Raw genomic sequence first — 17,762 nt, forward strand, 5'->3', positions numbered from 1 at the left:
TTATTAAAACTGACATGTCAGTCTAGTCCTGAAAAATTGAAATTTCTTGAACACATTAAAGGAGATGTAAACATGCAGAGCATACCAACAGACATCAGCATCAACGACCTTTTGACCGATCTCAGCCCCCGACTTGCCAAGGAAGGCATCGCCAAAGGCGGCAAGCTTGATGAACTGGCGGGTACGGAATTTACACTGGTGGTCGATGTAGACGGGCAGGGCACCTACAGCTATATCGTCAAAGACGGCAAGGATTTCACGGTCAAGACCGAAGCCATTGACAACCCCATGGTCAAAATCGCCCTCTCCAAAGCCGATCTTGAAAAGATGATCGCCACGAACAACCTGGACATGCTGCTCGGTATCCAGCAGGACCTGAGCAAAGTGAAATACAATGCGCTCAAATCCCTCAAAGGCAGCTTCAACGCCGAACTGAAAAATGCCGACGGCAGTTCCTTCACGATCAAAACCGTTTGCAACGGCGCTGACAGCCCCAACTGCACCTTCAAGATGAAAACCGAGGATTCGGCGAAAATCGCAACCAAACAGGCCCATCCCGTGAATCTGTTCATGAGCGGCGCCATGCAGATCGAAGGCGACATGGCTTTCGCCATGGCCACCCAGCCGATTTTTACCTGATTCAGTCTGTTTCCAAAGAAAGACCGTGTCAACAAAAAAGCCGGAGCGTTCGATCATCGATCGTTCCGGCTTATATTTGGAAGACCTGGTCAGTTATTTGAAGGGGTTACCGTATGTTTCATCATGAACTTTGCTCAAGGAAAGGCTTTCGTATGGATGGCCCTCAAGGTGTTCGTCGGGGTAACCGACGGCGATGAGGGCTTCGACCTCCAGATTGGCCGGAATGCCCAGCAGCTCGGCCACGCGGGCCCGGGCGGTTCTTTCCGGGTCAAATCCCCGTTTCCTGATCTGAATCCAGCAGCTTTTCAGTCCCAACGATTCTGCGGCCAGCTGAATGTAGGTGGCCGCGATGGATGCGTCTTCCACCCAGACATCGCAACGGTCCGGGTCGGCCAGCACCGCGATCCCCAGGGGGGCCTTTTTGAGGAAGGCGGCTCCGTGGGGCTTGCATGAGGACAGATGGGAGAGCATGCGTTTGTCTCTGATCACGATAAATTCCCAGGGGTTGAGGCTCCGGGACGAGGGGCTGCGCAAGGCCGCTTCGATGATCAGGGCCGTTTTTTCCTCTTCCACGGGTTTGTCCCGGAAGGATCGGACGCTTCGTCGATTGCGAATCAGAGACATGAACACGGCGGCGTTACTCCTTTTTTTTCATCGCGTTTTTGAGAAGCTCGCCCATGGTCCCGAGTTTTTCCGATTCGGAGGGCATGAAGCTTTTCCAGTCTTCCTGGGACTCCGTGGAAACGAGGGTCAGGCTGATCCGTCGTTTATCCTCGTCGATGCTTTCCACGCAGACCCGGATCGAATCACCGGTTTTGAGCTTGTCGATGTCCGACGCTTCGCCGGACTGGCTGATTTTTGACTTGGGAAGCAGACCGGTGACGCCCGGTTCAAGCACCACAAACAGTCCGAAGGCTTCTTTTTTGTCCACCGTTCCCGTCAGGGGCTTGCCCAGGGGGTATTTGAGGGTCACCCCCGCCCAGGGATCGCCCTGGGCGTCCTTGATGGACAGAGAGATTCGTTTTTTCTCCGTATCGACATCCTTGATGACCACCTGGACCATATCGCCCAGCGACAGGGCGTCTTCGGGGCGGAGGATGCGCTTGGTGTAACTCATTTCACTGAGGTGGACCAGACCTTCCGTGCCCGGGGCAATTTCGACGAAGGCGCCGAAGGGGGCGAAACGCATCACCTTGCCCGTGACCTGATCACCGGTATGGAACCGTGTTCCGGCCAGTTCCCAGGGGTCCCCCGAGGTCTGTTTGACGGACAGGGCGATTTTGGGATGTTTGCCGCCCTCGGCCTCCTTGACGGACAGTATCCTGACCTTGACCTGATCACCCGGATTGACTGCCTCTTCGGGTTTTTCCACCCGGGACCAGGCCAGCTCGGAAATGTGAATCATGCCTTCGACCCCCGGAATCAGTTCGGCGAATGCGCCGTAGGGCATGAGTTTGGTGATGCGGGCATCGACCACGTCTCCGGCTTTGACGTGTTTGAAGAACTCTTTTTTCTTTTTATCGATTTCGATCTGCAGAAGTTCCCGACGGGACACAACGATATTTCGTCCCTTTTCCTCGTATCGGGTGATAAAGAAGGCCAGTGATTCACCGACATAGGTTTCCGGGTTTTCGACGAAACTCACATCGATCTGACTGATGGGGCAGAACGCCCTCTTGCCGGAAATGTCGATATGGAAACCGCCCTTGATCACCTCTTTGACCTTGCCTTCCACCGGGGTGCGGCTCTTCCAGGCGTCGCGGAGTACCAGATCGTCTCCGGAACCGGACAGGGCCCGGGAGAGAATCACTTCGCTTTCGGTCACCGACACCACATAGAGTTCGATTTTATCGCCGACCGTGTAAGGACACTCTCCGTTTTCATCACACAGTTCGATCTTGTCCACCACGCCGTCGCTTTTTGTCCCGGTATCCACATAAACGGTGCTTGAACCGATGGAGATGATTTTCCCTTCGATACGGTCGCCCTGATTGATTTCCTGATTCATTCCGGCGCTGTACTGTTCGAAAAGGTCGGCAAAGCTTTCTTCGGGCTGTTCCATTTTTTCATCGTTTTCAGACATGATTTGACTCCGGGCCTGTTGCATCGGGCCGTTTTAATGGGTTTGATCGGGGTGGCTGTGACATGTTTTCGAGGTCCTCGGGTGAAACGGGGCGCAACCAGCGCCCGCGCATTTCACGTATCCCATTACCAGCAGCCGTCATCGATTGCAAGGAAAGTTTTCCGGGGCCACAACCAATTGTTTGACAGATGCGACCGAACTCGTGTAATAAACGTTTTTTCTTTGAAATAACGATTGTATCTTGTTCGATGAACATACTATAATGCCCGAATCGTTGAATGACACGGTGAAAATGCGGCTCTGATCGTTTTAAGCCTTTGATATGAAAGGCTTTATGAATAAGGAAAGACCATGAAGGAAAACAGAGAAAAAGGTCGGATCGGCATCGCTTCGATGCTCGAAAAAACCGAGATCAAAGATTATTTCGATACCCTGTTCATTCTGGTCCTGGGTATCGAATTTGTCATTTTCGTGGCCCATTTCATCGGGTCCATCGGTCCGGACAAGGGCGTCTTCCCCTGGAAACAGTATTTTTTCGTCTCGTTTATCACCCCCATTGTTCTGGTGTTTCTGATCGGTCTGGTGATCATCGGGTTCAATTATTACATCTTCGGCAACGATTACACCGGTGAGACATCCGATGCCGATGCCTCCGACGACGGCGATAAGTCCCTGCGCCTCACCACCCGTAACGTGCTCCGCTTTCTCAACCGGATGCCTGTTCTGGCCGGTCTGTTTTCCATCGGTCTGGGGTCGGTGGTTCTGTACAAGCTCGATGCCATTTTGAAGGTCGTCGGTCATGTGGGTGAACGAACGGCCTTTTACATTTTCATCATGCTCGCCGTCATCGTGGCCGGGGCTCTGATTTTTCTACTATTGTGGCTGTTTTGGAAATTCCGGCTTCACAAGCTTGAAATCGAACGACGCTGGGAGTTCAGGAACCGTGTCATGGAACGATCAGGCCTGATCATTCTTGAAAACAACATGGTCCTCGACGAACAGGGCAAGGTGCTGACCCAGGCCGAAACCCAGGGCCGGATAGAGGCCCCGCAGGTGGAGGAGGAACATAAGAAACTCCCCTTTATCCCTCGAAATTTCATGATGAAATAAGACGGACGGCCCCTAAAAAAGTCAATTCACGGAAAGATGATGTGCTTCGGAAACCCTTCCCGGTATTTGAAATAATCGTTTATTATGCGTGCATGATCAAAGACCAACGGGGAGGGCAGGGAGTTTCGGGTGAACAGCCCCGCGGCTTTTGCGTCGTCGGCGGCCGTGAGGACGCCTTTTCCCCGTGCGAGGAACACCGTTGAGACTGTGTGATGCCTGGGGTCCCGCCCGGGGTCGGAGTAGGTATGGAATTGTTCGGTCAGGTCGACGTCCAGGGAAGTTTCTTCTCTAGCCTCCCGAACGGCGGCTGATTCCAGGGACTCACCGTAGTCCACGAACCCTCCGGGGATGGCCCAGCCGTGGGGCGGGTTTTTGCGTTCGATGAGGACGATGCCCTGATCGGTTTCGATGATGATGTCCACGGTGACAAGCGGGTTGCGATGGGTTTTTTCAGCCATGATTTTCGTCCTTGTGTGACATGTCTGTTTTGTGATGATGCTGGGCGACGACAGTATTCGCGCGTCATTGTGTGACGAGAATGGCGTGCATGTCAATAGATTTATTAGGGAAACATTCGGGAAGACGGCTGATGACACATGATGCGCCCGTTCAAAAAAAACAGAAACCCATGGCGGTTCGATCCGCTGCCTGGATGGAAACCCTCCAAAAGGGCCTGGCGTTTTTTTCGGTCCGGCCAACCCCCGTCATGCTCGAGCAACTGGCCTTTCATGCCGCAGAGATGCTGTTTTGGAATAAAAAAACCAACCTGACGGCCATCACCGACCCCTATGAGGTGGCGGTCAAGCACATGATCGATTCGGCGGCGGCCCTTTCCATCATCCCCCCGTCCTCGTCCGTGCTCGACCTGGGCTCCGGCGGCGGCTTTCCGGGCCTGCCCCTTAAAATTCTCTGCCCCTCCCTGAGCGTGACCCTGGTCGACGCCTCCCGGAAAAAGGTCAGCTTTCTCAAGCACGTGATCCGGACCCGGTCGTTGAAAGGAATCGAAGCCCATCACGGCCGCGGAGAAGACCTGGCCTGCGATCCGACCTTTCGGGGCGCCTTCGATGTGGTGATCAGCCGGGCCTTCTCCGGCCTTGACGTCTTTGTGCCCATGGCGCTGCCCTTTCTCAGGCCGGACGGCCGGATCATCGCGATGAAGGGGAAGGATATCGATCAGGAGGAACGCCTGTTCGACGCTGTCGCCGGAACCCTTGCCGACGGATCAGCCGTTACCGCCCGCGATCTCGATCTGACGCGGACTCTGTACACGCTGCCCTTCATCGCGTCCCGGCGGGCTTTTCTGGTTATCGGTCTGAAAAAATAATCATATAATATCGTTGACATGGATCATTCATCTGGCTAAATTTGTGAGTTTCAATGGCCGAGAACAACACTAATCCGTATTATCTGGAGGCTCCATGGATTACAAACAGACGCTCAACCTTCCTGCAACCGACTTTGCAATGAAGGCCAATCTTCCCACCCGTGAACCCCAACAGCTCAAAGCCTGGGAAGAGAGCAGACTTTATGAAAAAATCAGGGCCGCGTCCAAGGGGCGCACCCCCTTCATTCTGCATGACGGCCCGCCCTATGCCAACGGCAACCTCCATATCGGTCACGCCCTGAACAAGATTCTCAAGGATATCATTATCCGTTCGCGCCAGATGGCGGGATTTGACGTGCCTTATGTGCCCGGCTGGGACTGTCACGGCCTGCCCATCGAGCATAATGTGGACAAGGCCCTGGGCTCGAAAAAGAAGGACCTGACCCAGGCCCAGATCCGGCAGAAGTGCCGGGAGTACGCCGCCTCTTTTGTCGATATCCAGCGGGAGGAGTTCAAACGCTTCGGCGTTATCGGCGAGTGGGACAATCCCTATCTGACTATGGATTACGCCTTCGAGGCCCGCATTGCCAAGGAGTGCGGAGAGTTCGCCGTTAATGGGGACATGTATATCGGCAAGAAACCCATTCACTGGTGCTGCAGCTGCCAGACGGCCCTGGCCGAGGCGGAAATCGAATACAAGGACCACACCTCCTCGTCCATTTATGTGAAATTTCCCTTCAAGGAGGATCCGGCGCTGATCGATCCGGCGCTTTCCGGAAAATCCGTGGCGGTGGTCATCTGGACCACCACGCCCTGGACCATCCCGGCCAACCTGGGCGTTTGTCTGAATCCTGATTTTGTCTATGCGGCCGTCGAGGTCGGCGGCGAGGTTCTGATCGTGGCCAGGGAGATGGTCGAGCAGGTGATGAACGAATTCGGGTTTGCCGATTATACCCTCCTTGCCGACATTCCGGCGCCGCGTCTGGAAAACAAGCATTGCCGTCATCCTTTCTATGACCGGGACTCCCTGATCGTCCTGGGGGATCACGTCACCACCGAATCGGGGACCGGCTGCGTGCATACCGCTCCGGGCCATGGTGCAGACGACTATATCACCGGTCTGCGCTACGGGCTCGAACCCTATTCTCCGGTGGGAGACGGAGGGTGCTACGCGGAGGACCTGCCTCTGTTCGGCGGTCAGTTCATCATGAAGGCCAACGCCGCCATCATCGCCCTGATGGCTGAAAACGGCGCGTTGATCAAGCAGGAGGACATGAAGCATTCCTATCCCCATTGCTGGCGCTGCAAAAAACCCGTGATCTTCCGGGCCACGCCCCAATGGTTCATTTCCATGGACAAGACCGGTCTCCGGCAGAAAGCCCTGACGGAAATCGATTCGGTGTCCTGGATTCCCGCCTGGGGCCGCGAGCGCATCTACGGCATGATCGAAAACCGGCCGGACTGGTGCGTGTCCCGCCAGCGGTCATGGGGTGTGCCCATTCCCGTGTTCTACTGCGAATCCTGCGGTGAGGTTCATGTGACCGACGCCTCGGTGGAAAAAATCTATCAGCTTTTCAAACAGCACGGCGCCGATATCTGGTTTGACTGGTCGGCCGGGGACCTTCTGCCCGATGATGCGGTCTGCGCCTCCTGCGGCAAGACGGCGTTCAAGAAAGACAGCAATATTCTGGATGTCTGGTTCGATTCCGGGGTCACCCACGCGGCGGTGCTGACCGAGCGGGAAGGCCTTTCCCGGCCGGCGGATCTGTATCTTGAAGGCAGCGACCAGCATCGGGGCTGGTTCCACAGCAGTCTGCTCACATCGGTGGGCAAAACGGGAAAAGCCCCGTACAAGGCGGTGCTGACCCACGGATTCGTGGTGGATTCCAAGGGCCACAAGATGTCCAAATCCGAAGGCAATGTCATTGCGCCCAAGAAGGTCATCGATCAGTACGGCGCCGAAATTCTGCGGCTTTGGGTGGCCTCGTCCGATTACCGCGACGACGTGCGGATTTCGGACAATATCCTCAAACAGCTGAGCGACGCCTACCGGCGCATCCGGAACACCTGCCGATACATGCTGAGCAACCTGAACGATTTCGATCCCGTGACCGACGCCGTGGCGTACGACGATCTTTCCGATGTGGACAAATACACCCTCCACAAGCTCGGCGTTCTGATCGAAAAGGCCCTCAAATCATACGAAACCTATGAGTTTCATGTGATTTACCACGCCCTTTATAATTTCTGCTCCATCGATCTGTCGTCCTTTTATCTGGATATCGCCAAGGATCCCCTGTACGTGCTTCCGAAAAATGCCCGCAAACGCCGGGCCATCCAGACGGTGATGGAGATCCTGACCCGTTCCCTTTCGAAACTGATGGCACCCGTTCTGCCGTTCACGGCCGACGAGGTCTGGCAGCACATGCCGGTCTGGCCCGGCAAGGAGGCGTCCATTCATCTGGCCGACCAGGCGGCGGCGGTGCCCCAGTGGAAAAACGAAACCCTGGCCGGGCGCTGGGACATGATCCTCGATGTGCGCGGAGAGGTGACCAAGGCCCTTGAAACGGCCCGGATCAAGAAACTCATCGGCCACCCGCTGGACGCGTCGGTGACCCTTTTTGCCTCGGGCGAGTGCCGGAATGTTCTTGAATCCTATGCCGATATCCTCAAGGAGCTTTTCATCGTGTCCCGGGCAGTCCTGGCCGATGACGGGGCGGACACGGATTACGTGAGCGAGGAGATCGACGGGCTGCGGATCGGCATCGGCAAGGCCCCCGGAGAGAAATGTGAGCGCTGCTGGAATTACGATGCAACGACCGGCAAGGATCCTCGCTTTGAAAATGCCTGCGCCCGCTGTTGTGCGGCATTGGAAGAGATCGGTTTCTCATGACCCGGGAAAAATGGATCAGACTGATGAGCGTTTCCGGGCTGACCGTTCTTCTCGATCAGATCAGCAAGATCGTCATCGTGCGGTTTCTTGCATACGGTGAGAGCATTCCCGTCATTCCCGGATGCTTCAACCTGACCTATGTGCTGAATCCGGGCGGAGCCTTCGGACTGTTCGCCGGCCACAGTCAGTGGGTCCGCATCATGCTGTTTCTTGTGTTTTCCCTGGTGGCGGTGGGGTTTATCTTTTACCTGTACCGGGACGTGCCTCCGACGCATCCCATGCTGGCGAGCGCCCTGGCCCTGATTCTGGGCGGGGCCGTGGGGAACCTGATCGACCGGATCCGCATGGGGAAAGTGGTTGATTTTCTCGATGTCTATGCCGGTTCGTACCACTGGCCGGCCTTCAATGTGGCGGACAGCGCCATCTGCATCGGTGTGGGTGTGTTTGTTTATCACATGGTGTCCGGCAAAATGCCCGAAGGCGGCAACCCCTTGTCCTGATAGACGGCGGCGGTTTATCCGGCGCGCAATAAGGAAGACGATTCCATGCATCCTGTTCTGTTCGAATTCAAGCACCTTGTGATCCATACCTACGGTTTTTTCATCGCCCTGGGCTTCCTCGCCGCCATCATTATCTCCAAGAGGGAGGCCCGTCTTGCAGGAGAAGACCCGGAAAAAATAACGGACTTTATCTTCTGGATTCTGGTGTCCGGCATCGTGGGTGCCCGGGTCTTTTATGTGATTGTTTACTGGGACCAGTACTACCCCGGCCGACTGACCGATGTGATCAAGGTCTGGGAGGGAGGCCTTGTGTTTTACGGCGGCTTTATCGGCGCCCTCATTGTCTCTCTGGTTTACATCCGCGTCACGAAACTCAACTACTGGAAGACCATCGACATCATCACGCCGGCTATTCCCTTCGGCCATTTTCTCGGACGCCTGGGCTGCTTTTCCGCCGGATGCTGTCACGGAAGATCCTGTGACCTGCCCTGGTCGGTGACCTTCAGCCATCCCGAATCCCTGGCGCCCCTCCATGTGCCCCTGCACCCGACCCAGCTCTATTCGTCTTTCAGCAACCTTTTGATCTTTCTGTTTATTCTGAATTACAAACGGTTCAAACGCTTTGACGGACAGGTGTTCTGGACCTATGTGATCATCTATGCCCTGGCGCGGTCCATCCTTGAAACCTTCCGGGGCGACTTCAGGGGAGCCGAGATTTTCGGCGTGCTGTCCGTGTCCCAGGGCGTGGCCCTGGTTATGGGCATCGCGGCCCTTGTCATGCTCACGTACCTTTATCGGCGAAGGACCTGACCGTCGGCGCCATCGTCCTGTTCCGGCATCGGATTGACGCGCACGCGATTGTGAACCGTTATGGCCGAGTTGAATTACAAAAATCTTGAATCCTATCTGTCAGGCCTCTCCACAGGCGGTGCCGCCCCGGTGTATCTGGTCCACGGGGATGAGTATCTGACCCGATCGGCGGCGGACGCTCTGCTCGACACGCTGGTTCCGGCGTCCCGGCGAAGCTTCGCCTATGAACCCGTGGACGAGGATACGGAAAGCATGGCCGATGTGATCGAGAGGCTGAACACCTTTTCCATGATGCCCGGGGCCAAGGTCGTCTCCCTCATCGATTCCAAGATTTTTCACTCCAGGCAGGATCTGGGCAGTCTGCTGAAAAAGTGCAAGGGCGCCTGGGATGCCGGAGACCGCAAAAAAGCGGTTCGGCTGCTTTCGTCGCTTCTGGGCCTTTCCGGCGTGACCGCCGAGGAAGCCCGGACGGAATCGGGTCGGGCTGCGTTCAAGTATGACGAGACCGTGGCCGATGACGGCGCCTTTCTGTTCGAGGCGCTGAACTATCTTTCCGAAAACCCGCCTTCGGTCAAGGCGTCGGGTGATCCTGCCAAGCTTCTCAAGGATGCGATTGAAAAAGGGTTTCCCAAAAACCACCACCTTCTGATCACCACCGAGGTCACCGACAAACGCAAGGCCCTGTACCTCGCCGTCAAAGAGGCGGGCGTGATTATCGACTGTTCCGTACCCAAGGGGGATCGCAAGGCCGACAAGGATGTCCAGGAAGGGGTTCTTCGGGAAAACATGGCCCGCCTGCTCACGCCGAGCGGCAAACGCATGGATCCGGATGCCTACCGTTATCTGTGCGACATGACCGGCTTCGATCTGAGGGCCTTCGTCGGAAACCTGGAAAAGCTGATCATCTTCAGCGGGGATCGGCCCGCCATTACCCTGGCCGACGCACAGGCCCTGCTTCAGCGCTCCAAGCAGGACCCGATTTACGAACTGTCCGGGGCCCTGGCCGAAAGGAATCTGGACAATGCCCTGTTCTTCACGGGGACGCTTCTGGCCAACGCGGTGTTCCCCCTCCAGATTATGGCCGTCATCGTCAATCAGCTCCGGCGTCTGATTCTTGCCAAAATCTTTATCATGGGCCTGCCCCGGGGAACCTTTCAGGGGAACATGGATTTTAACCGGTTCAAAACCCGGATCATGCCTCTGATCAAGGATCACGACCGGACGGTGCAGGAACGTGTCCTGGCCCGGGAAACCGCTCTTTCCGACCCCCCGGCCGACGGTAAAAAAGAAAAGAAGATCAAGGCCGAAACGGATCTGATCCTGGCGAAAAACCCCAACAGCCCTTATCCCGTTTATCTTCTGCTTGTCAATGCCGAGCGATACCGGTACGATGAACTGATCACGGCCTATGAGGCCGCCTGCCGTGCCGATATCCGGCTTAAAAGCACCGGTGAAAACCCCAAACTGGTTCTTGACGACCTGCTGATCCGGATCGTCAGGCCCATGGAGACTGCACATGACGCACGATAAAACAAGCTCGAAAACGAAAATCGTCTGTACCATCGGTCCGGCCTGCGACAGTCCGGACATGATCCGGAGCCTGATCGAAAAAGGGATGAACGTGGCCCGGTTGAATTTTTCCCACGGGCGGCACGACGAGCATCTGGACAAAATCCGGACCATCCGGGCCGTGTCGGAGCAGATGAGACGATCCATCGCCATTTTGCAGGATCTTTGCGGCCCGAAAATCCGCGTGGGCCGGATCACGGACCCCGGTATCAGTCTTCGCCCGGGGGAAAGCCTGATCCTGACCAGTGACGAGATCATGGGCGGGGGCAACCGGGTGTCGGTGTCCTACAAGCCTCTGCCGTCGGAAGTCAAGGTCTCCGACATCATCCTGCTGGCCGACGGGATGATGGAGCTGATCGTCCGTGACATTCGGGGAGGCGACATCCACTGTGACGTGATCATCGGCGGCACCCTGACGTCCAACAAGGGCATCAACCTGCCCAGCGGCACCATCAAGGCGCCGTCGCTGACCGACAAGGACCGTGAGGACCTGGCCTTCGGCATCGCCCACGACGTGGACTACATTGCCCTTTCCTTTGTCCGCACCCCCGAGGATGTGCGTGAACTCAAAGAGATTATCGCCCAGGCCGGCAAGGATATCCCCGTGGTGGCCAAAATCGAAAAACACGAGGCCATTGACAACATCGAAGGCATTTTGAATGAAACCGACGCCGTGATGGTGGCCCGGGGGGATCTGGGGGTTGAAATTCCCCTGGAAAAGGTTCCCGAACTCCAGAAAATGCTGGTCCGGCGGGCCAATGAACGGGGCAAACCGGTGATCGTGGCCACACAGATGCTGCGGTCCATGGTCGATTCTCCCCGTCCCACCCGGGCTGAAGCCAACGATGTGGCCAATGCCGTGCTCGACGGCGCCGATGCCGTGATGCTGTCCGAAGAGACAGCCAGCGGGTCCTATCCCCTTTTCGCCGTGGAATACATGTCCCGGATCGCCCTCAACGCGGAAAAGGATTATCCCCATGACCGCTACCTGACCCTGGCCACCCATGAACCGAATATCGCACGGTCCGTGGCCTATGCCTCATGTGTTCTGGCCGAACACCTGAATGCCTCGGCCATTGTGGCCTCCACCAAATCCGGATTCACGGCCAAGCAGATTTCTCGGTTCCGGCCCCAGGCCAAACTGGTGGCCCTGTCCCCGGACCCGCGGTCCCTTCGCCGCCTTTCGCTTTATTGGGGCTGTGAATCCGGGCTGGTCACCGTCCCGAAAAGCACCGACGAGATGATCGAAAAGGTCGCCGAATCCGCCCTGGAAACGGGCAAGGTCAAAAAAGGAGACCTGATCGTCATCACCGGCGGCCATCCGGTCTGGGTCGAAGGCACCACCAACATGATGAAGGTCAAACGGCTATAATTGTTCGCTTTAGGATGTCCCGGTAGATGTCCAGAAATTCATCAGAAAAAAGAACGAAGATGATGGTTTCAAGCTCCGGGTGTTTTTTAAGGAAATCCATGCAGGTGCCGACGGCGATTTCGGCCGCGTCGGCAACGGGGTAGCCGTAGACCCCGCAGCTGACGGCCGGGAAGGCGATGCTTCGGATGCCGCGGCTCACGGCCAGGGCCAGGCTGTTGGTGTAGCATTTCTTTAAAAGCACCGGATCATCGGGGCTGCCGCGGTAGATCGGCCCCACCGTATGGATCACGTAAGGGGCTTTGAGATTGTAGCCTCTGGTCAGTTTCGCTTCACCGGTGGGGCAGCCCCCAAGGGCCCGGCATTCGGCCAGAAGTCCGGGCCCGGCGGCCCGGTGGATGGCCCCGTCCACGCCGCCTCCTCCCAAGAGGCTTGAATTGGCCGCGTTCACGATGGCGTCGGTGTCCATCCGGGTGATGTCGCCTTTCAGGCATGTGATGCGTGATCGGAAATCGTTCATGGGGGAACCTCCTGTCGGAAATAAAAAACCATCGTTATGTCAACGGGTGGGTCGTAGGATGGGCAACGCGAAGCGTGCCCATCCTTTTTATGTCATGTCCGGTCTATCCATGGCCTTATCATTATAGTATAGTGAATCAAGGCTGTTTCGTTTCCGTCGCGGAGTGATCGCTCCGCAATTCAAACACAGTATCAGGAGGGTACCATGGCTGTACTGACGATTTCAAGGCAGGAAGGAAGTCTGGGAGACGACATCGCAGAGGCCGTTGCCCGGGCCATGAATTATTCTCTGTTTGACAAGCACCAGATCCATGACATGGCCGCAGGATTTTCAGGTGATTTTTCATCGGAAATGGATGTGATTACCAATGAAAACAAGCCGGGTTTTTTTGATTTTCTGTTTCATCAACGGTCCATTTACGGCCATCTGATAGCCTCGATGATCTATGAATCGGCGGCCAGGGATCGGTGCATCATCCTGGGTCGGGGCGGACAGTACCTGCTGAGCGGCAAGTCCCATGTGATCAATGCCCGGCTGGTGGCCCCCTTCGATCTGCGTGTCCGGCGGGTCATGGACCGGCTTCAGCTTGACAAAAAAATCGCCTCCGAACTGGTCCGGACCTCGGATCAGAAACGTGAGGAATTCATCGCCTACCTGTATCGGGAAAAGGTCGGGGACGCCAAATGGTATGACATCGTGATCGATACGGATCGTTTTCCCAAAGACCGTGTGGTGGACTTCCTGGTTCGGGAACTGACGCGGCTGGAAACCGAGTTTCCCCTGACCGAGGAGGACAGCCGGACGTACCGGAAGCTGTCCCTTGAAAAACGCATCGAAATCGTGCTGATGAAGGAAATGCAGGAATCCAATTACGTCAAGGTGACCGCCTCCCACGACGGGCATGTGATTTTGTCCGGCTATCTGGCCACCGATGCTGAAAACAAGGCGGTCTTAAGGCATGTCCGTCATGTGGACGGGGTGGTTTCGGTGGAAAACAAGATCATCGTCTCCCAGTTCCCTGTCCGTCCCTGGTACTGATCGTCGCTGCAAAAGGATTTGTGACTTGACGGGATTTGGTGTACAAGAGGGCCGTGTTTGACCCCGGCCCCCGAGCCGTATGCCATGACCGTCAACAGGGGAGACCTGTGTATGAAAATGCAAGTACCTGATTACATAATGAAACTCAAGCCGTATAAACCCGGCAAACCCATCGAGGAGCTGGAGCGTGAATACGGCATTGCAGGCTCCATCAAGCTGGCCTCCAACGAAAATCCTTTGGGACCGCCCGAGTCGGCACTTGCCGCCATTGGTGCCGCCCTGGGAAAACTGCACCGTTACCCCGACGGCAGCGGCTTTTACCTGACGCAGAAACTCGCTGAAAAGAATAACGTGTCCGCAGACAGCATCGTGCTGGGCAACGGGTCCGACGACATCATCGGTCTTCTGACCCGGGCCTTCCTCAAACCCGATGATGAAGCGATCATGACCCAGCCGTCTTTTCTGATGTACGACATCATGGTGGCCTCGACGGGTGCCCGGTCGGTCTTCGTCCCCCTTGCCGGTATTGAGCGGTCTTTCGACATCGACCTTGACGCCGTGATCGGGAAGATTACCCCCCGCACGCGGATGATCTTTCTGACCAATCCCAACAACCCCACGGGAACAATCATCCGCAACGATGATTTTGAGGCTTTTTGCGCACGGATTCCGAAAGACATCGTTCTTGTCATCGATGAGGCCTACATCGAGTTCGCCGCCGACCCGGCCTGCATGAAGGGCCGGGACTATATCGGTCGGGATCTCCCCGTGGTGGTGCTTCGCACCTTTTCCAAGGCCTATGGCCTCGCCGGAATCCGCGTGGGATACGGGATCATGGCTCCGGCCGTCGCCCAGGTCCTGAACCGGGTGAGAATGCCGTTCAATGTCAACAGCCTGGGGCAGGTTGCGGCCCTGGCCGCCCTGGACGACGAGGCTTACCTGAAACGCGGGCTTGATCTGATTCACGGCGGTCTGACCTTTCTTTACGGAGAATTGGACCGCCTGGGTCTGGCGTACTTTAAAACCCAGTCCAATTTTTTTCTGATCGATGTCAAACGCCCGTCCGACGAGGTGTTCGAGCGTCTCCTGCGTGAGGGGGTCATCGTTCGGTCCATGTCGTCCTACGGGTTTCCCGAATACATCCGTGTGACCGTGGGTCTGCCCGAAGAAAATCAGCGGTTTATTCGTTCCCTTGAAAAGGTGATGAAGCCATGAATCCCATTGTCATCACCATCGACGGACCGGCCGGTGCCGGGAAAACCACCGTCAGCAAACGTCTTGCCGAAAAACTGGGCTACCGTTACGTGGATACCGGAGCCCTGTATCGCGGGGTGGCCTACGAAGCCGTCCGGGCCGGAATCGATGCCGCGGACGATGCGGCCCTCGAAGCCCTGTGCGCCACGCTCGATCTTCGTCTGGTTCTGACGGACAAGGGCCTGCGTCTTCTGTCCGGGGAACGGGATATTTCCGATCAGATCCGGACGCCCGCCATGTCCATGATGGCCTCGGCCGTATCGGCCCGACCGGTGGTCCGGGCCTTTCTGCTTGAACTCCAGCGCAAGCTTGGCCGGGAGAAGGGCGCGGTGTTCGAAGGCCGGGATATGGGCACCGTGGTTTTTCCCCAGGCGGAGGTGAAGTTTTACCTCGACGCCTCTCCCGAGGTCCGGGCCTACCGCCGCTACCTCGAACTCAAAGAAGGCGGCGACATCACCCTTTCCGAGGTCGAGGCAGATATTCGTAAACGCGATGCCAACGACAGCTCCCGCGCCCTGGCCCCCCTCAAGCCCGCCGAAGACGCCGTGATCATCGACGCCACCCCCATCGAGGTCGACGAGGTGATCGAGACCATGATTGCCCGCATAAAAAGCGTGAATCCCCAATAAAAGTGATTGTTTTTTCAGGCCTGAACTGATAATTATGCAAAATTATGCGTTCTGCCCCCGGGCGGGCGCATAAAATAAAATTATTAGGAGCTTAGTTAATGAGTACTGAAACACAAATCAACGAAGGTAACAAGACACAGAGTGTCGAACTCGACATGTTCGGAGATCCCGTCGGACGTGACATCACGGCCAACGATCAGGACATGGAGCAATTTTTTCAGATGTATGAAGAAAGCTTCAAACGGTTCGCCGAAGGTGAACTGGCCCAGGGCCGCATCATCGCCGTGGACAATGACCACGTGCTGGTCGACGTGGGGTACAAATCCGAAGGTCAGATCGCCATCCATGAATTCAAGGACGAAAACGGCGAAGTCAACGTCCAGATCGGCGACAGGGTCGAAGTCATGGTGGAACTCTGGGACGAGGATGAAGAACGTGTGATCCTGTCCAAGGACAAGGCCGCGAAGATCAAGGTCTGGGAAAGCATCAAGGAAATCCACGACGCCAACGGCACCGTGGAAGGTGTCATCACCAGCCGGGTCAAAGGCGGTTTCTCCGTGGATGTGGGCATTCCCGCCTTCCTCCCCGGTTCACAGGCGGATCTTCGGCCCATCCGGAACCTTGACGAAATGGTCGGCCAGACCTTTACCTTCAAAGTTCTCAAGTACAACAGAAAAAGAAGCAACATCGTTCTTTCACGTCGCGCCATTCTCGAAGAACAGCGCGAAAGCATCCGTTCAGCGACCCTCGAAAACATCCATGAAGGCAAGGTCATGGACGGCGTGGTCAAGAACATCACCGAATACGGTGTGTTCGTGGATCTCGGCGGGGTAGACGGTCTTCTCCATATCACGGATATTTCCTGGGGCCGCGTCAAGCATCCCTCCGAAATGTTCTCCGTGGGTGACAATATCACCGTGAAGATTCTGTCGTTCGACATTGAAAAAGAACGTGTTTCCCTGGGTATGAAACAGCTGTCAGAAGATCCCTGGTCTGTGGCGGCCAAGAAATACCCCGTGGGCTCCAAAGTCACCGGCAAGGTGGTCAGCCTGACCGATTACGGCGTGTTCGTCGAACTCGAAGAGGGCATCGAAGGGCTGGTCCATGTGTCTGAAATGTCATGGACCCGCAAGATCCGTCATCCTTCCAAGGTCATCTCCGCCGGCGAAATCATCGAAGCCATCGTTCTGGACATCAAACCTGAAAGCCGCAGGATCTCCCTGGGCATGAAACAGGTGGCCCAGAATCCCTGGGAAGTGATCAGCGAAAAATATCCGATCGGCACCATCATCGAAGGCAAGATCAAGAACATCACCGATTTCGGTCTGTTCATAGGAATCGATGATGAAATCGACGGGCTCGTTCATATTTCCGACATTTCCTGGACCAAACGTATCAAGCATCCGTCTGAAGTTTACAAGAAGGGTGACGTGGTTCAGGCCGTGGTCCTCGACATCGACAAGAACAACGAACGGTTCTCCCTGGGCATCAAACAGACCCAGGACGATCCCTGGAAGAGTGTCGCGGAACGCTATGCCGTCGGGACTGAAATCACCGGAACCATCACCAACGTGACCGACTTCGGCGTGTTTGTCGAGCTTGAAGAAGGCATCGAAGGTCTGGTCCATGTTTCCGAGATCAGCAAAGAAAAGGTCAAGACCCCCGTGGGAACCTACAACGTGGGCGAGGCCCTCACCGCCAAAGTGATGAACATCAACAGCGATGAGCGCAGGATCGGTCTTTCCATCAAACGCCTTGAAATGGATGACGACAAGGCGATTCTCTCGGAATACGTCAGCAAAATGAAACCGGCCACCTCGGTGTTTGGTGAAATTCTGCAGGATCAGTTGAAGAGCGAGCAGGAAAAACGATCGGTGGAAGGGTCCGACGACGACGCCAAATAGGGGCACGCGACCCTTGGATACTCGTTTTTGACTCTGTCAGCGTCTGATTGGCCCCGGAGGATTCCTATCCTTCGGGGCCTTTTTATTCCGGCCGAACCCCGGGCCGGGACCACTCATGAA

General features: G+C 56.1%; 16 protein-coding genes. 12 read left to right on the plus strand and 4 right to left on the minus strand.

The features are described 5' to 3' along the window. Window positions 1-72: 72 nt before the first annotated feature. Window positions 73-639 carry an SCP2 sterol-binding domain-containing protein gene (locus ACYQ11_RS03695; RefSeq protein WP_459922396.1) on the plus strand — a complete coding sequence of 189 codons (567 nt, stop codon included), beginning with the start codon at window positions 73-75 and terminating at the stop codon, window positions 637-639. 93 nt (window positions 640-732) lie between these two features. Here the strand turns inward: ACYQ11_RS03695 and ACYQ11_RS03700 are convergent, their stop codons facing one another. After that, a complete protein-coding gene (locus ACYQ11_RS03700; RefSeq protein WP_459922509.1) occupies window positions 733-1,263 on the minus strand; it encodes a nitroreductase family protein in 531 nt (176 codons plus the stop codon). Between the two features lie 13 nt (window positions 1,264-1,276). Further along, window positions 1,277-2,722, minus strand: coding sequence for a 30S ribosomal protein S1 (locus ACYQ11_RS03705; protein ID WP_459922397.1), 1,446 nt, complete (start codon window positions 2,720-2,722; stop codon window positions 1,277-1,279). 351 nt (window positions 2,723-3,073) lie between these two features. Between ACYQ11_RS03705 and ACYQ11_RS03710 the strand changes: the two genes are divergently transcribed. Next, on the plus strand, window positions 3,074-3,832 hold the full coding sequence (locus ACYQ11_RS03710; protein ID WP_459922398.1) for a hypothetical protein: 759 nt from the start codon (window positions 3,074-3,076) through the stop codon (window positions 3,830-3,832). Between the two features lie 26 nt (window positions 3,833-3,858). Here the strand turns inward: ACYQ11_RS03710 and ACYQ11_RS03715 are convergent, their stop codons facing one another. Continuing rightward, window positions 3,859-4,290, minus strand: coding sequence for an NUDIX domain-containing protein (locus tag ACYQ11_RS03715; RefSeq protein WP_459922399.1), 432 nt, complete (start codon window positions 4,288-4,290; stop codon window positions 3,859-3,861). Window positions 4,291-4,421: 131 nt separating this feature from the next. On the opposite strand from ACYQ11_RS03715, the gene rsmG reads away from it, so the two are divergent. The 6 genes from rsmG (at window position 4,422) to pyk (ending at window position 12,300) form a co-directional block, all read left to right on the plus strand. Further along, a complete protein-coding gene (gene rsmG / locus ACYQ11_RS03720) occupies window positions 4,422-5,156 on the plus strand; it encodes a 16S rRNA (guanine(527)-N(7))-methyltransferase RsmG (RefSeq protein WP_459922400.1) in 735 nt (244 codons plus the stop codon). 94 nt (window positions 5,157-5,250) lie between these two features. Further along, the gene (gene ileS, locus ACYQ11_RS03725) at window positions 5,251-8,049 is read left to right on the plus strand and encodes an isoleucine--tRNA ligase (protein ID WP_459922401.1); all 2,799 of its coding nucleotides are present in this window, start codon (window positions 5,251-5,253) and stop codon (window positions 8,047-8,049) included. Beyond that, window positions 8,046-8,549 (plus strand): signal peptidase II, encoded by a 504-nt coding sequence (gene lspA, locus ACYQ11_RS03730; RefSeq protein WP_459922402.1) that lies wholly within the window; start codon window positions 8,046-8,048, stop codon window positions 8,547-8,549. The genes ileS and lspA overlap by 4 nt, the downstream gene beginning before the upstream one ends. 45 nt (window positions 8,550-8,594) lie before the next feature. Next, the gene (gene lgt / locus ACYQ11_RS03735) at window positions 8,595-9,359 is read left to right on the plus strand and encodes a prolipoprotein diacylglyceryl transferase (protein WP_459922403.1); all 765 of its coding nucleotides are present in this window, start codon (window positions 8,595-8,597) and stop codon (window positions 9,357-9,359) included. A 60-nt stretch (window positions 9,360-9,419) separates the two neighbouring features. Continuing rightward, the gene (holA, locus tag ACYQ11_RS03740; RefSeq protein WP_459922404.1) at window positions 9,420-10,889 is read left to right on the plus strand and encodes a DNA polymerase III subunit delta; all 1,470 of its coding nucleotides are present in this window, start codon (window positions 9,420-9,422) and stop codon (window positions 10,887-10,889) included. Next, on the plus strand, window positions 10,876-12,300 hold the full coding sequence (pyk, locus tag ACYQ11_RS03745) for a pyruvate kinase (RefSeq protein ID WP_459922405.1): 1,425 nt from the start codon (window positions 10,876-10,878) through the stop codon (window positions 12,298-12,300). The genes holA and pyk overlap by 14 nt, the downstream gene beginning before the upstream one ends. Here pyk and ACYQ11_RS03750 read toward each other — a convergent pair. Next, window positions 12,287-12,817: an O-acetyl-ADP-ribose deacetylase gene (locus tag ACYQ11_RS03750; RefSeq protein WP_459922406.1), complete on the minus strand. Its 531-nt coding sequence runs from the start codon at window positions 12,815-12,817 to the stop codon at window positions 12,287-12,289. The two genes, pyk and ACYQ11_RS03750, sit on opposite strands and share 14 nt — an antisense overlap. A 204-nt stretch (window positions 12,818-13,021) precedes the next feature. On the opposite strand from ACYQ11_RS03750, the gene ACYQ11_RS03755 reads away from it, so the two are divergent. From ACYQ11_RS03755 to ACYQ11_RS03770, 4 genes are all read left to right on the plus strand, one after another. After that, a complete protein-coding gene (locus ACYQ11_RS03755; protein WP_459922407.1) occupies window positions 13,022-13,855 on the plus strand; it encodes a cytidylate kinase family protein in 834 nt (277 codons plus the stop codon). Between the two features lie 111 nt (window positions 13,856-13,966). Continuing rightward, window positions 13,967-15,070, plus strand: coding sequence for a histidinol-phosphate transaminase (hisC, locus tag ACYQ11_RS03760; RefSeq protein WP_459922408.1), 1,104 nt, complete (start codon window positions 13,967-13,969; stop codon window positions 15,068-15,070). Beyond that, window positions 15,067-15,738 (plus strand): (d)CMP kinase, encoded by a 672-nt coding sequence (gene cmk / locus ACYQ11_RS03765; protein WP_459922409.1) that lies wholly within the window; start codon window positions 15,067-15,069, stop codon window positions 15,736-15,738. Before hisC ends, cmk begins: the two co-directional genes overlap by 4 nt. A 98-nt stretch (window positions 15,739-15,836) precedes the next feature. Continuing rightward, the gene (locus ACYQ11_RS03770) at window positions 15,837-17,642 is read left to right on the plus strand and encodes a 30S ribosomal protein S1 (protein WP_459922410.1); all 1,806 of its coding nucleotides are present in this window, start codon (window positions 15,837-15,839) and stop codon (window positions 17,640-17,642) included. Window positions 17,643-17,762: the final 120 nt, after the last annotated feature.

It is taken from the genome of Desulfatiferula olefinivorans (assembly GCF_054657895.1).

Coding starts and splice junctions, on each gene's coding strand:
- ACYQ11_RS03695 (WP_459922396.1), top strand. CDS start 73: ATGCAGAGCATACCAACAGACATCAGCATCAACGACCTTTTGACCGAT.
- ACYQ11_RS03700 (WP_459922509.1), bottom strand. CDS start 1,263: ATGTCTCTGATTCGCAATCGACGAAGCGTCCGATCCTTCCGGGACAAA.
- ACYQ11_RS03705 (WP_459922397.1), bottom strand. CDS start 2,722: ATGTCTGAAAACGATGAAAAAATGGAACAGCCCGAAGAAAGCTTTGCC.
- ACYQ11_RS03710 (WP_459922398.1), top strand. CDS start 3,074: ATGAAGGAAAACAGAGAAAAAGGTCGGATCGGCATCGCTTCGATGCTC.
- ACYQ11_RS03715 (WP_459922399.1), bottom strand. CDS start 4,290: ATGGCTGAAAAAACCCATCGCAACCCGCTTGTCACCGTGGACATCATC.
- rsmG (WP_459922400.1), top strand. CDS start 4,422: ATGACACATGATGCGCCCGTTCAAAAAAAACAGAAACCCATGGCGGTT.
- ileS (WP_459922401.1), top strand. CDS start 5,251: ATGGATTACAAACAGACGCTCAACCTTCCTGCAACCGACTTTGCAATG.
- lspA (WP_459922402.1), top strand. CDS start 8,046: ATGACCCGGGAAAAATGGATCAGACTGATGAGCGTTTCCGGGCTGACC.
- lgt (WP_459922403.1), top strand. CDS start 8,595: ATGCATCCTGTTCTGTTCGAATTCAAGCACCTTGTGATCCATACCTAC.
- holA (WP_459922404.1), top strand. CDS start 9,420: ATGGCCGAGTTGAATTACAAAAATCTTGAATCCTATCTGTCAGGCCTC.
- pyk (WP_459922405.1), top strand. CDS start 10,876: ATGACGCACGATAAAACAAGCTCGAAAACGAAAATCGTCTGTACCATC.
- ACYQ11_RS03750 (WP_459922406.1), bottom strand. CDS start 12,817: ATGAACGATTTCCGATCACGCATCACATGCCTGAAAGGCGACATCACC.
- ACYQ11_RS03755 (WP_459922407.1), top strand. CDS start 13,022: ATGGCTGTACTGACGATTTCAAGGCAGGAAGGAAGTCTGGGAGACGAC.
- hisC (WP_459922408.1), top strand. CDS start 13,967: ATGAAAATGCAAGTACCTGATTACATAATGAAACTCAAGCCGTATAAA.
- cmk (WP_459922409.1), top strand. CDS start 15,067: ATGAATCCCATTGTCATCACCATCGACGGACCGGCCGGTGCCGGGAAA.
- ACYQ11_RS03770 (WP_459922410.1), top strand. CDS start 15,837: ATGAGTACTGAAACACAAATCAACGAAGGTAACAAGACACAGAGTGTC.